Annotated in this window: 13 protein-coding genes; 3 read left to right on the forward strand and 10 right to left on the reverse strand. The window is 34.6% G+C overall.

The genetic code is table 11. The features are described 5' to 3' along the window. Positions 1-352: arylamine N-acetyltransferase (locus tag DL897_RS19090; protein ID WP_145962234.1), on the reverse strand; the 352-nt coding region annotated here is incomplete at its 3' end. A 212-nt stretch (positions 353-564) separates the two neighbouring features. Between DL897_RS19090 and DL897_RS15055 the strand changes: the two genes are divergently transcribed. Next, positions 565-798 carry a helix-turn-helix transcriptional regulator gene (locus DL897_RS15055; protein ID WP_113659951.1) on the forward strand — a complete coding sequence of 78 codons (234 nt, stop codon included), beginning with the start codon at positions 565-567 and terminating at the stop codon, positions 796-798. A 316-nt stretch (positions 799-1,114) separates the two neighbouring features. On the opposite strand, the gene DL897_RS15060 is transcribed toward DL897_RS15055, so the two are convergent. The 3 genes from DL897_RS15060 to DL897_RS15070 all read right to left on the reverse strand — a co-directional run bounded on the left by DL897_RS15060 (position 1,115) and on the right by DL897_RS15070 (position 3,343). After that, on the reverse strand, positions 1,115-1,720 hold the full coding sequence (locus DL897_RS15060; RefSeq protein WP_113659952.1) for an alpha/beta hydrolase: 606 nt from the start codon (positions 1,718-1,720) through the stop codon (positions 1,115-1,117). Next, positions 1,717-2,670: a ring-cleaving dioxygenase gene (locus DL897_RS15065; RefSeq protein WP_113659953.1), complete on the reverse strand. Its 954-nt coding sequence runs from the start codon at positions 2,668-2,670 to the stop codon at positions 1,717-1,719. The genes DL897_RS15060 and DL897_RS15065 overlap by 4 nt, the downstream gene beginning before the upstream one ends. Before the next feature lie 277 nt (positions 2,671-2,947). Further along, positions 2,948-3,343 carry a DoxX family protein gene (locus tag DL897_RS15070; RefSeq protein WP_113659954.1) on the reverse strand — a complete coding sequence of 132 codons (396 nt, stop codon included), beginning with the start codon at positions 3,341-3,343 and terminating at the stop codon, positions 2,948-2,950. A gap of 125 nt (positions 3,344-3,468) precedes the next feature. Between DL897_RS15070 and DL897_RS15075 the strand changes: the two genes are divergently transcribed. Next, positions 3,469-3,780: a winged helix-turn-helix transcriptional regulator gene (locus tag DL897_RS15075; RefSeq protein WP_113659955.1), complete on the forward strand. Its 312-nt coding sequence runs from the start codon at positions 3,469-3,471 to the stop codon at positions 3,778-3,780. Positions 3,781-4,505: 725 nt separating this feature from the next. Here the strand turns inward: DL897_RS15075 and DL897_RS15080 are convergent. Together DL897_RS15080 and DL897_RS15085 are read right to left on the reverse strand one after the other, a co-directional pair. Next, a complete protein-coding gene (locus DL897_RS15080; RefSeq protein WP_113659956.1) occupies positions 4,506-5,912 on the reverse strand; it encodes a Piwi domain-containing protein in 1,407 nt (468 codons plus the stop codon). Positions 5,913-6,199: 287 nt separating this feature from the next. After that, the gene (locus DL897_RS15085) at positions 6,200-6,715 is read right to left on the reverse strand and encodes a hypothetical protein (protein ID WP_113659957.1); all 516 of its coding nucleotides are present in this window, start codon (positions 6,713-6,715) and stop codon (positions 6,200-6,202) included. A gap of 351 nt (positions 6,716-7,066) precedes the next feature. Between DL897_RS15085 and DL897_RS15090 the strand changes: the two genes are divergently transcribed. Further along, positions 7,067-7,660, forward strand: a complete 594-nt coding sequence (locus tag DL897_RS15090) for a competence protein CoiA family protein (protein WP_168188818.1) — start codon at positions 7,067-7,069, stop codon at positions 7,658-7,660. Between the two features lie 216 nt (positions 7,661-7,876). Here DL897_RS15090 and DL897_RS15095 read toward each other — a convergent pair whose 3' ends face one another. The 4 genes from DL897_RS15095 to DL897_RS15110 form a co-directional block, all read right to left on the reverse strand. Then, positions 7,877-8,299, reverse strand: coding sequence for a hypothetical protein (locus DL897_RS15095; protein ID WP_113659959.1), 423 nt, complete (start codon positions 8,297-8,299; stop codon positions 7,877-7,879). Positions 8,300-8,305: 6 nt separating this feature from the next. Beyond that, a complete protein-coding gene (locus tag DL897_RS15100; RefSeq protein WP_113659960.1) occupies positions 8,306-9,586 on the reverse strand; it encodes a ParM/StbA family protein in 1,281 nt (426 codons plus the stop codon). 557 nt (positions 9,587-10,143) lie between these two features. Continuing rightward, positions 10,144-10,347 carry a hypothetical protein gene (locus DL897_RS15105; RefSeq protein ID WP_113659961.1) on the reverse strand — a complete coding sequence of 68 codons (204 nt, stop codon included), beginning with the start codon at positions 10,345-10,347 and terminating at the stop codon, positions 10,144-10,146. Positions 10,348-10,939: 592 nt separating this feature from the next. Further along, positions 10,940-12,280 carry a hypothetical protein gene (locus DL897_RS15110; protein WP_113659962.1) on the reverse strand — a complete coding sequence of 447 codons (1,341 nt, stop codon included), beginning with the start codon at positions 12,278-12,280 and terminating at the stop codon, positions 10,940-10,942. Positions 12,281-13,051: the final 771 nt, after the last annotated feature.

Raw genomic sequence — 13,051 nt, forward strand, 5'->3', positions numbered from 1 at the left:
CGACATCGACATAATAAAGTTGATCATCCAAATGAACCACTATGGCCATGTGATCGATATCTGATTCATTGATGAAACAACCAATTAGATGGCAATCGAATCCAATAGATTTAAGCAGACAGTAAAAAGAGTAGTTCAAATGAAAACAGATTCCACCAGACCTTTTTAATACTGGATCAATAAGTGAATGATAATCATCAAAGTTTATCCAACTTGGTCCAGATCGGAAGAAGTCGATATTTGAGAATGGAATTCTTTGAAGGTGGTTGTTTTGCAATCGGGCTAGGAATTTTAAGCTAGGTTGGATATCACTAGGAGATATATTTAGATTCTGTAGGTATTTTTCAATAATTCTATCACCCTCTTTTTAATAGATATTTGAGAGTGAATTTTGTTTTTTATATAAAAGGGAAAATAGATATGAAGTGGTTAAATTGAGCTGAGGATAAAAAAAACATATATTGTTTTGGAGATACATTTGGATTATTCCGTCTACTTATTATATACCCTATTTACATAAATTATAAAATATCAAAGATCAAAGATAAAGGAGTTTTTAAAAAAATGGGTAAAAGAAGATTTTCAATCAAAAAGTATCTAGCTCAGCTAGGCTGGACACAAGCAACGTTAGCTAGAAAGTCGGGAGTACCGCCACAGATAATATCTAAATATATGATTGGCTCAAAAACTTATACAATAGACTATCTGATTGACATTAAAGAGACGTTTCAAAAAGCCGGGCTTCAATTAAATGGGATCGAGGACTTATTTGAAGACGAAAAAAAAGATGGGGATTAAGTTCCCCATCTTTTGTGACTATAACTCCCTAAGTGAATTAATAAGACCTCTAGGACATTCTGGTAACCCAGCTGCATTCCATAAAGAATCAAATATTGGTATAAGAGCTTCTGCCAGATCACCATAGTTTTCTATCATAATATTGGGTAATATGATATCCAAAGCAAGGAAAAAGCCGAGTCTGTTGCTCGTCATTTTGCTAATCTAGTTCGTGAGAAAAAGTACTATATTGTCAAACAACTGATTAATTATTGCTAAACAAGCGAATGTTCCAGATGATTATTAAATAACTCACTTCGAAGGCTAAGCTGCTAAATTACATTAGTTGAGAGTACCAGGCAGCTGCTTTTTGAACTTCAGATTGGGTCAATTGGTGACCAAAACTCTCCCAGTGAATCTGGACAGTGGCACCAGCGCGTTCCAATACTTCGGCTAATTCCTTTGTCTCTTCTGGTTTACAAATGGGGTCGTTTGATCCCGCTCCTATAAACACAGGCGTTCCACTTAATTTCGGTAATTCAATTCCTCGCCGTGGAACCATCGGATGAAATAAAATGGCTCCTTTCAATGCGTCTTCATAGTGAAATAGAAGACTGCCCGCAATGTTTGCCCCATTAGAGTAACCAACAGCGATCACATTGTTTCGATTAAATCCATAATCCTTTGCAGCCGTATCGATAAGCTCGTATAATTCCTTCGTTCGAAAAACAAGGTCTTGTTCATCGAAAACACCTTCAGCAAGTCTTCGGAAAAAACGTGGCATCCCATTTTCAATTACATTTCCCCGAACGCCTAAAACCGATGCAGTATCATCAATCATACCAGCTACTGGCAATAGGTCCGTTTCTGTTCCTCCAGTGCCATGCAAGAGCAATAATGTTGGCTTACTTAAGTCGTTTCCTTTATGAAAAAAATGCTTCATGAGTGATCCTCCTTCAATTCTCGAATTGTAACAGGAATAAGAACCTCTTCGATTTTTTCACGATGCACCTCAAGCCATGGTGGCAACATCAGCTGCTCGCCCATCTTTTCAGCTGGCTCATCACGGTCAAATCCAGGAGGATCTGTAGCAATTTCAAATAGTAAGCCTCCTGGTTCACGAAAATAGATCGCATTGAAATATTGACGGTTAAGAATTTCCGTCGGGTGAAAACCATTTTCCTCTAAATGAGATCGCCACTCTTGATGATCTTCAAAATCCTTTGCACGCCATGCAATGTGATGAACCGTACCGACTCCCATCAGGCCTCTCGGGCTTGCTGTCAGTCTAATATCTATCACATTGCCAAGGTCGCCTTTGGTACGAAGCCTTACATAATTCCCTTCTTCTCCGATTTTTTCAAATCCCATGACTTGCTCAAGCAGTTCCACTGTTTGATAAGGAGAAGCTGTTAAAAGGATAGCCCCTCCAAATCCTTTGATCGCCTCATCCTGAGTGATTCCATCAAATTCCCACTGGCTTTTAGGCCCCTGTTGTCTTGCAACAATTTCGAGTTTTAGGCCATGAGGATCATCAAATTGAAGATAATCTTCGCTAAATCGTCTTTCTGTTTTAAATGGAACTTTAAATGCAGTGAGTCGTTTTTCCCAGAAATCGAAAGCGTTTTCGGGTACTACAAATGTAGTTACACCGACTTGACCGGTCCCGATCCGTCCTCTATAAGCTCCTGACCATGGAAAAAACGTCATGATTGTCCCAGGTTGTCCCCCTTCGTTTCCAAAATAGAGATGATAAGTCCCTGGATCATCAAAATTAACTGTTTTTTTAACTAATCGTAAACCCAGAATACCTGCATAGAAATCAACGTTTTCCTGTGGATTTCCGACAATTGCTGTAATGTGGTGAATACCTGTTGTTGCTTTGTTAGCCATTTTTCATTTTCCTTTCAATTTCTTACTTCTTCATGTTCTAGTTGACCTTTTAACATGATGACTCCATTTATAAAACCCATCAACGGCTAGACAAAATCATCGTTAAGGACACACATCAGTCCGAAACTGCTATTGTTTGGGCCATAATATTTAGCGAATGATAAACTAATATTGCTTCTTAACACCCCAGATCTGATGTAAATAGAGATGCAACAGGATAAATTTTAATCATGTTTTGCTCTCATCTTTCTAAAAATTTGGTTATAGTATTCCTATTTTATTTCCATAACAATTCAAGCGTGTAGTTACCCCCTCCGATCAAACCAATGCCAATTGCAACCGCAATGAGGATCAAGTTATATTCAAAACCATTGCTGGTACTCCAGTAACCATTTTGTCCATGGACTTTGAAGATAGCTACCAGCATGGTTCCCACGATCAAAATGGATGAAATAGGCATAAATATGCCTGCAGCAAACAAAAATCCTCCAATAAGTTCGCTTAACCCTGCCAGAAAAGCCATCCATATGCCAGGCCTTATCCCGATAGATTCCATCCAACCTCCAGTCCCTTTCAATCCATGTCCCCCAAACCATCCAAACAGTTTTTGTAACCCATGTCCCATAAATGTAAGACCTACAACTAAGCGAATGATAAGCAAGCCTAAACTCATGTTATATACTTCCTTCCTTAAATTTAATTATATAATATAATTAACTTACTTTATATAAGTATAATATGCGATATATACTTACTTTTGTCAAGTAACCATGATAAAGTAATTTAAGGAGGGATATCATGAAAGGTTTGCAGATTTGCCCCAAGTTCGAAGCCGCTTTTGAAATCATCGGCAAACGATGGACGGGGTTAATTATTCATGTACTGCTTAGTGGAAGTAAAAGATTTAAGGAAATAAAAGACGTCATTCCTGAGATGAGTGATCGAATGTTAACAGAAAGATTAAAGGAACTGGAAGCAGCAGGAATTCTCTCTCGGAACGTTTACTCTGAAATGCCTGTACGCATTGAATATGTACTTACAGATAAAGGGCATGCATTAGAACCAATCATGAATGAAATGCAAAAATGGGCAGAAACATGGATGGAATAATAATGGAAGCTAACAGGGGTATGGCATCATACCTAAAATAGTTAACTCTATGAATAAGGGAAGGGATAGTGAACACCGTTTTTGGTATCATCAGTCCAACAAATGTAAAATGACTTGAGAAAACCATATAGGTAACTCAAGTCATTTCGTGTTTATACAGGAGCTCAGGGATGACTCGTTCATATTCATCCTGAGCTGAGGATACTCATAGGTCTTGTCGGACAGACCTACGTTACCTCCTTATTTGGGTTTTGTACAATTAACAGAAATGCTTCTCTTATTCGAGTATAATTATCTCATTGTTTTCATCTCTTGGCTTTTTCTAACAACATAGCCTTTAAGTAGTTTTTTATCTCCAATATCTTCAGTAAAGGTTAAGGCTGATTTTACATCCCTGTAAATTAGGATAGTATCATATACTTGATTTCATTTTGAATGATTGGCGGTGGTTTATGTATGTAGTGTTCCCAATTGACTTCAGCCACCCTTTCTATGGAATTATTGCATCCTGATTTCTTCGATTGTTGGGTTAATACACAACAGAAGCTCTTGGGCTGTATGTTTGTCCATGAATTTTTATCACATTCCTTTCTCTCAAGACGAATACTAAATGACAAGGTTACTCATTCTAGTACTGTTGTGTAAGACAAATAAAAAAAGAGAATGGTATCAAATTAGTTAGCTCCACCCTCTTTTAATTAACACCTCTACGCTTTTCCAATAACTTATACCGACTGTATGGGCATTTCTATATCTAATGGAAGCATCCCTCTTGCAAAGAAGCTTGCACTTTTGTCCGCATAGTTAATTGTCGAAGGTAATCTCGATTTATTTATAGCATGAATATTCATGAATGTTAATTTATATATATCCTCGATTATCTGATCAAAGTTCATGTCATTCGTCCATTGAGTAATACGAAAAGGTTGTGCCATTCCAACAGATTCACTTGGATTCGTCGTACAAAGGTAAGCATATCGTTCTTCATCTTTCACATATGCAAAATCCATCGAATTTAACCATTTAGATTTCTTTTCTTCCATTTTATATGCCATCCGCCGATTTATCTTTTTCTCAATTGAAACATAATCATATTTGATTTGTAGATGATCTAGCAATTCGCTAATTACCTTTAGTTCAACTTGATGGCCACAACCATCCCGATGAAATGTAATATGTTTAGGAAGTCTACCATTCATTTTCTTAAATTTATCTAATGTCTTATAAATGGTTTCTTCGATTGTTTCTCGTCGAATGACTTCTCCTCTTTCCGAATTAGAAAGAGGTTTTGTCCATAGTGGCAATCCATCTTTTCCAACGACCTGAATAATTCCTGTTATATGAAGCTCTTTATCATGAGAAACATCTAAGCCAACAAAACAATCAGAATGAAGACGCTCACTTAGCTTCCAAGGATAAATACCCATTTTGACATAAATACCTAGCAAGATGTTCATATAGACACGTTCTAAATCTTCCCTTTTTTTCCTTTGATCTTTCTTCTTACTTTGATATTCACTTGTTTCAAAAGTAACCACTTGAGTAGAAAGTTTATACTCTCTACCTAATTCCCGTTTGAATAAGGTATAGTAATCAGCCTGATCAGGCCCTATTTTTTTGTTTATATTTTCTTTTTTTCCAACAATAATAATCGGGTATATAGGATTCATATGTTCCCTTATATTCTGAAGTTTCATACGAAAACTAACTGGATCATCAAAGCATATTGAAACAATTTGTCCACTCTCAAAACTTGATCTTATCATGGGAACTCCTAATTGATTTGATAGATAAGACAACTTTCTAAACAAAGGAAAATCAAGCTTTCCATTAAAATCCCTGATAAATCTTGAACCAATTTGTGAATCCACAATAAATTGACATTCAATCGGTTGAGAAGGAGGGAATATTACTCCACCTTTTAAAAGTGATTTAAATACAGAAAATCCTTTCACACCTTTTCCAAATTGGAGTTTAGGTGATTTTAGCTGCTTTATACGATACCCTTTTTCAATTGCCAAAAGTCCACGCTTATTATACTCAATAGGAAAATAAATCGCATTTTGCTTCCATCCTGCCAAGGCATCTCCCATCATTTCCAACAATACATTCATTCGAATATCAGTAGACATTTTAGTTTTCTTCTTTACCTCAATCGGAACCTTATCCCATGAACAAACGATCTTAAGTAATTGAGGAATAAAAGGTACAGGTTCAGCACCCTCTTTAGATGCACAGGAAACAGCAGGAGTATCAGTTCTGAGAGTTTCTACGTATCTTCCTTTGCCTTTATTCTTATAATAATCAATAAGATTTTCTCCACTTGAAAGATGTGGATACGAGATAGATTTATCTAAAACTTCCTTGAAAAAATAGGTTCTACCAAATACAATGTCTTTTACCTTGCAGTTAGGACTAATTAAATTCGATTGTTCTTTTGGTATAAGCTTTTTTTATGAGTAAACTCATGTGATATATCAAACCCAATAAAAATCGAACCTTTAGGAGAAACTTTGATGTCAAACTCTAATGTTCTTCTTATCTCAAAATCATCAACAATCTCACAATTTTTGGGAACGATCTTATGTCGTCTTGCATTGAATTTTTTGTTATCTTGTGCTCGCTCCAAACTTCGAGATAATAAACGCTCTAATAAACGCCGCTCCGTTGATGAATTCAAATCGATGCAACGATATTCATATTTAATAGGAGTTATATCTCCCCAAGACCTGATCTCCTCAAATGATCCAAGAAGATGGGCAGCACTCTCTATAATAAACCCATTTTGTTTAGTTATAGAATATTTCATATTGGCTGTATCCCTTTCAATTAAACCTTTTTCCTGATTTTTCTGTGGCATAAAGTACAAGTAAATTGGTATATTTGAGGATTCGGTCTTAAGTTGCCACTCAGTAAGCAAATGAAATTCGTTCACTGCTATCTCTCCTAACATATATTTTTTTAGATTATTCATTTATATAATTGAACTATTACATTTTCAATTTTCACACATTTGGTATAATCATTTCAACATTCTAAAAATGTATAATATAGTATAAAATATACTTATAATTATTTCGTTTATCTATTTAATGAATACAAATACACTAAAACAACTTAATAATTTGATTAAAAAGTAGAAATTATAAAGCGAGATGATAAAAAGAAACTTATTTAAATCAGACTGTAGATAAACCACGTCTTTTTTATTTATCAATTAAATACTTTTGGAATAGGGGATTAAGGGAAACTAAATATCAAAAGGATTAGAAAAGGTGGTCTTTTATTGAAGATTAGAGCATATCACCGAAATAAATATGGGACTATTCCGTATGCTTTAAATATAAATAAAAGAATCACTTTGCCAGAACAAGCACAACCATATCAAAAATATATTTGTCCACAATGTAAACATCGTCTAGTCATTCGGAAAAGTAAACTAGGGAAAGTTTATTTTGCCCACTATCAAAAAGGGAATTGTACAATATCTCGTTCATCTAAAATGCTGGCAAAGCATGTATTACGTCTTAAATTGGAAGAATGGCTAAAAGGTAAAAGCCCTCCCATTGAAATCAAGAGCTTTTTAGGAGCCCGTTATTTCCTACCACGTGAAGAAATCAAAGAAATTATCGTTGACTTCCAACCTGAAATTCATTCACCTACTTCTCATATAGCCTTAATTGATAAAAATAACTTCTTGTTTCTTGGAATTGAATTTCGTGATAAAGAAAGAAAAAGACCCATAAAAAAGTTTTCTTGGATTGAGCTAGATCCTGAAGAAACTTTAAAAAATCCCTATTTACTTTCTTCATTAAGTACAAAATCATCTTTACCATATTTTATTAACCATGTTCAGTTAGACTTGTTTGATCAGGAGTGATACCATTTCATATACAGCTAAAAAAGAATTGGAACCATTTAGTTCAATTCCGCACTATTGTTTGAATATCAGATGGTTTCTAGATATTTTATTGATTTTAAGCTATACTTAATTTGAATCTCTCCAGAGATTGAATTGATTCGCACCGGGGAAGAGCGTCCGGCAGGGCGCTCTTTTTCGTTATGAATAAAAAAGACGCTCATTTAGAACGTCTCTCTATATATCTAATTCATCTAATGATTGTTCCAAGAAATCATCCAGTTCATCACTTTCATCCCATTTTTCATCAAAACTCATCTCTTGTTCAATAGGTTGGTCTGAAGATGTTAGAACTTGTGGAGTACCCATAGAAATTGAGGGTACTTCTTCTCTTAAAAGGGCAATACATATATTTGCTAACATCTTTTGCACGATTGGATTATTTAATTTCTCTTCTTCTTGAGGTGAAAGTGGGGAATCTAAGGGTAAAGTCAATCGGTTTCTGGCATTTACCAAATCCTTGATTTTATCAAAAAAGATAACACCAGTTTGTTTAGACGAATGGAGCTGGTTAATCATTGCCAGCTCCTCGTCTGAGATGGATAGAGGTATTCGAAATCCGATCACATCGCCTCTTTTTTTTGCCTTTGATTTAGACATTTTCTATCATCCTTGCAGAGCTTTTTCCTGCCGCTTTTTCTCCATTCTCCTTGCTAGTTTGTAATTTCCTCGTGCATTTAAGTAAATGACTATTTCTTCATCTGGAACTCGTGGAAACTCTCGCCCTTGCTCTTCCATCTTGATACGTTCAATAGTAGGTCTAGGAATGGGATCCACGAATTTAAAAGCATATTTATCATTATTGATAGTTTGGAGGTGAGACTTAGTAGGGATCGAACCTCCACCAATCCACAAAGTTAGATCAATATCATCTGTATTCTTCCACTCACTGTCAATTATGGTATAGATAGATTGTGCGCAAGCAAAGAAATGTTTCATTGCGATATCCTTAAAATCTACCCATCTTCCATATACCTTATATTGATATGGATTTTCTAAATCCTTCATTCTTTCTACAACTTTTTCTCTTGAAGTCATCGCAAAGTCATGTTTAGATTCAAACTCATCCATAATTTGTTGGATGAATTCATTAATCCCGATCTTATGTGTACGTGCTTTTTTAATCTTCCCATTTTCCACTAAAATCAGGTCAAAAGTGCCTCCACCAAAGTCGGGAACTAGAATCTTCTTTTTAATGAGAGAAGAGTCAGCAATGTGTACGTTTGTTTCTTCAGCGATTGAGAGATCAATGATCCCGGAAAGACACTCAGTAGGAGTATAGACCTCTGGAAACTCTAAATATACAGTAATATTTTGAAAATGGGGGACATCCAGAAATTTAATAGTATGTTTATGGTCCTTGAATTTAGATTTGAACTCTTCTTTGTTTTTTGTTTCATCAACTGGGAGACTGATGGAGAGAACCATCTTTGAATGGACAGTATTGTTTTCAACTTTGAAATATTCTAAAGCTCGAATTGCAGCAGTAACAAGAGCATTGATTATGATTTGATCATTATCATGTTTCTTTGTCTTCTCCCTGATCTCCCATTTAGTTTTCTGTTCGGTTGCCAATTTTCCTGCTGCATAGAATTGTCGATTAAATTCCCTGCTAACTGCTGGTGAATCGATATAAAAGTGAATATTCTCTAGGAGCAAATCCTTCTTAGATTCCTTCGATACAGAATCTGTAAAAATCGATTCATTGATAATATCCCGCTTTTCTGGCATAGGTGCTAAGATATTAGGAATCTTCATGGTGTTCCTAAGCGTTTCAAAGACGCTTTTTATATCCTTGTTACCAACATCCAATCCGAGAATTGGGTAAGCTACATAAACCGGATTACTAGTTACAAATCCATGAGATGGATTTTTGAAGATACCCATCTAAACCCCTCCAATTATAATATTTTGATTCGCACAACCCAACGTTAACATACGTAAACAATTTTGTCAATTCATAATGGAAAATGATTTATTATCGGTTTTGATTATATGAACTATTTGAGTAACGACAATGGTTTCCCGAATGTTAACGTTTGTAAACAATAAAATAAAAAATAACCTTTACAACGTATATATTGAGGTTATTTTTTGGGTATTAAATAACAGTTTGGAGATAATTTTTGCTAGCATTCTTGCTAGCGTTCTAGATAACTATATCCTTTACATGTTATCTAACGGATTGGTATCTAATTTAAATTTTCAAAATCCATATGACGCATAAAATAGTTAATAGAATATCCACTAAAATGGTTAATAAAACTATACATTTTAACCATTCCAATAAATACTTATATAGTCATCTCCGAGAGATGACTTGCTTACTCGTTCCATCTCTCCTTCCTCATCCTCTCATCAGCACCCCACTCCCGTTGCACTCACCCTCTCCCCTCAAAAAAAACGCCCAAAAAAATAGACGTTTAATGGACGCTATAAAAAAATTATCTCTTTTCTTCCGTTTTCTTTTTCCTGTTTCTCCAGTATTTTTTCTTACGTTCCTCTCTTTCTTTCTGTTCCTCTTCTGTTGGCATTCGGATTTCTATCCCTGTACTTATAAGAAATTCTAAAACTTCTCTTTTTACTATCTCATTTTCTGACATACCCGTTTGATCTGAGTATCTTTCAATCGCATACTTCAATTGCACGGGCATATGTCAACAAGTGAATTTGGCGAACGTTTGAGAGTGGTCTATCCTATGAAGGAAGGATTGCAGCAAGGTAAACGATTTCGCCGCCTGTTGATATAATGGATCACTACCATAAGTAAAGGATGGCTCTTTTAGACCATTCTTTTTTATTTCACTTTGACTCACCAGTCTAAAAATAACTATAGGTATATTCCGTAATCCAACTGGATAAAATAAAAAAGCAATAGGAAACTAACCGAAACATATTTTATTTTTCGAAAAATGAATTGGGTTATTTTAGTCAGGTATTGATAAACATTTTGAATAGCCATTATAGCGAATCTAATGTTGTAAATTCGCGTCGAAATTTGAGTTAGATATAAATTATTATAATCCTATATAAAACGGCTCTTAGGTGCCTTAAATTTTGTCTATGACGGTTTCTTGATAAATCAATAGTTTTCGAGTTAGATCTGTTTATAATATATACAGGATTCGACCATTGTTTATTTTGTGATCTCAGAACGATTCTACAGCTCTTAGAAATCGATTCTATTTATAATTTTGGTAGATTCCAACAAAAAATCGTGTCAGACAAAATATAAGTAGATTAGGTGTTTTGATATAGCTTTTTTTCTAGGGCTTCAATTTGTCTTTCTAAAGAGCCAATCAAAGTATAGTTTGGAAAAGAACTAGATTGTTCTTTACTTAATTCATCTTTCAATCGTTCTAGTTCTTGTTTCATCAGGTGAGAGCTTGTCTCTCGATTTATTTTCATTTCCTCTATTTTTTTTCTTATATCTTCTTCTGAAATAGCTTTAGTACTTATTGAATCAGTAGATTTGTTTTTATTAAAATGGCTATTGGCATAAGTGCTAGATCTTCGGACTGGTGATTTCTCTTCTTGTTTTTCCTCATCTTCTTCAGGAATCCAAATTTCCCAGTTTTCCATAATAGCTCTAGTTACCAGTTTATAAGGGCTAGTTTTGATATTGGAGATTGGATATTTTGTATAAATATACTTCATTACTTCGAAAATACGATCTTTCAGAGAAACCTCATCATTACCTTTTTGTAAAGCCTCATTTACTCCATTCCAAAGTGATTTGATTTGACTTTCACTTAAATCTTGGTTCCAATACTCTTTCCATTTCTTTTGAATTGAAATTAAAACCGAATTCGACAAAGAAACGACGACGACTTCTTTTTGATCTTCTTTGGACACTCTCTTTATATCATTAGAATCTATATTATTAGGTCGTTGTTGTTTATTTGTATCGTTATTTAGATTATTAGAATCATTATTATGTTTATTTGGTTCATTAGTATGATTATTTGTATAGTTATTGGGTTTCCATTTGGAAACGGTGGACGGTTTCCATTTGGAAACGGTGGACGGTTTCCATTTGGAAACGGTGACGGTTTCCATTTGGAAACGGTGGTTAGATTCCATTTCTACTTCTGAGTCAACATCTATTTCCATCTTTAATTGGTCAGAAGAATCACTTGTTGGTCGTCCTCCTTTTCTACCAAATAATTGGGAAGGTGACCCATATTCCGTATCATAGTCACGTAACTTCTCAAGAGGTTTAATTTCAGTTTCATGCTGGTTCATGGGAGATTCATAGACAATGATATTTTTAGGCTTCTGGGATTTTCTTTTTGAATCATCATATTCAACAATGTCGATGAGATAGTAGTTCCAAAGTGGTCGAATTACTTTTTCATAAAACTTCTTTTTTCCCATACCTAACTTTTTCCAAGTCGCTTCTAAGGTGTAGGGGATTTTATCATATTCTCGGTTTGCATCCTCACGGTCGACCCAAGTATGGAACTTGAGCCAAGCGATAAACGCATCATGACCTAATTTATCGATCCAGTCATCGGAAACTATGTACCGTAAAGCTGGTAATAATAGTTCATTTCTTGACTTTTTGCCTTTTTTAAACATAAAAAATTCCTCCTTATGATTTTTTCACAAAGAAGGAGGACAATCCGAATATATCCATACAATCTCAATAGGCAATAATTGACGATGTGTTATTTATTTCGACAAAAGTTTCATATTGACTAGTAGGAATAGAGTAGATAAGATTGTAATGAGATATTGTGGATTTAGTGTAAATAAATCCTCCTTAACAAATCCTTTTTGGATTTCTCCTTTTTTGTGCTTAAATAAGCCTTATTTAGCTATAAGGTGTTTTTTTAAGCTCACTTTCTTGACTTTTTGCCTGGATTTAGTTCAAATCATTTTTTTGCTTTTAAAGCAAATATTGACTAGAACAAATCCTCCTTTTGTTGTTTTAAGTATTGATAGGTTTTTTGTTAGGTTTTCTGTGATCAGAGACGCTCGGCAAAGCTCTCCTTATGATCACCTTGGGATTTAGTTTTCGGATTGATTAGTGGCTCCTCAGATGGAGCCACTCTTTTTTTGTGTTTTTTTCTAAGTTTGATGCTTGAATTTTATCAGAAAATATTTTTTAAATCAGCATTCAAAGTTGATAATATCAAAGTTTAATTTATTAGTCTATAATCAAAAACCAGTTTTATTTTTTTTGAAATAAGTAGACTAATTCCCCCATTTTCTGAATTGGAGTTTATCTTTTACATATTATCCGATTTACATAATTATCAGATAACGTTAAAAAAGTGGAGCATTACACCACTTTATCTTGACCGAATTGGTATTACCAAACAATCCTACAATCAATATAGAAAGGGA

The organism is Thermoflavimicrobium daqui (genome assembly GCF_003313465.1).
GTDB lineage: Bacteria > Bacillota > Bacilli > Thermoactinomycetales > Thermoactinomycetaceae > Thermoflavimicrobium > Thermoflavimicrobium daqui.

Bases quoted from the DNA above. Each gene is read 5' to 3' on its own strand.
- DL897_RS15055 (WP_113659951.1), top strand. From the start codon at position 565: ATGGGTAAAAGAAGATTTTCAATCAAAAAGTATCTAGCTCAGCTAGGC.
- DL897_RS15060 (WP_113659952.1), bottom strand. From the start codon at position 1,720: ATGAAGCATTTTTTTCATAAAGGAAACGACTTAAGTAAGCCAACATTA.
- DL897_RS15065 (WP_113659953.1), bottom strand. From the start codon at position 2,670: ATGGCTAACAAAGCAACAACAGGTATTCACCACATTACAGCAATTGTC.
- DL897_RS15070 (WP_113659954.1), bottom strand. From the start codon at position 3,343: ATGAGTTTAGGCTTGCTTATCATTCGCTTAGTTGTAGGTCTTACATTT.
- DL897_RS15075 (WP_113659955.1), top strand. From the start codon at position 3,469: ATGAAAGGTTTGCAGATTTGCCCCAAGTTCGAAGCCGCTTTTGAAATC.
- DL897_RS15080 (WP_113659956.1), bottom strand. From the start codon at position 5,912: ATGTCTACTGATATTCGAATGAATGTATTGTTGGAAATGATGGGAGAT.
- DL897_RS15095 (WP_113659959.1), bottom strand. From the start codon at position 8,299: ATGTCTAAATCAAAGGCAAAAAAAAGAGGCGATGTGATCGGATTTCGA.
- DL897_RS15100 (WP_113659960.1), bottom strand. From the start codon at position 9,586: ATGGGTATCTTCAAAAATCCATCTCATGGATTTGTAACTAGTAATCCG.
- DL897_RS15110 (WP_113659962.1), bottom strand. From the start codon at position 12,280: ATGTTTAAAAAAGGCAAAAAGTCAAGAAATGAACTATTATTACCAGCT.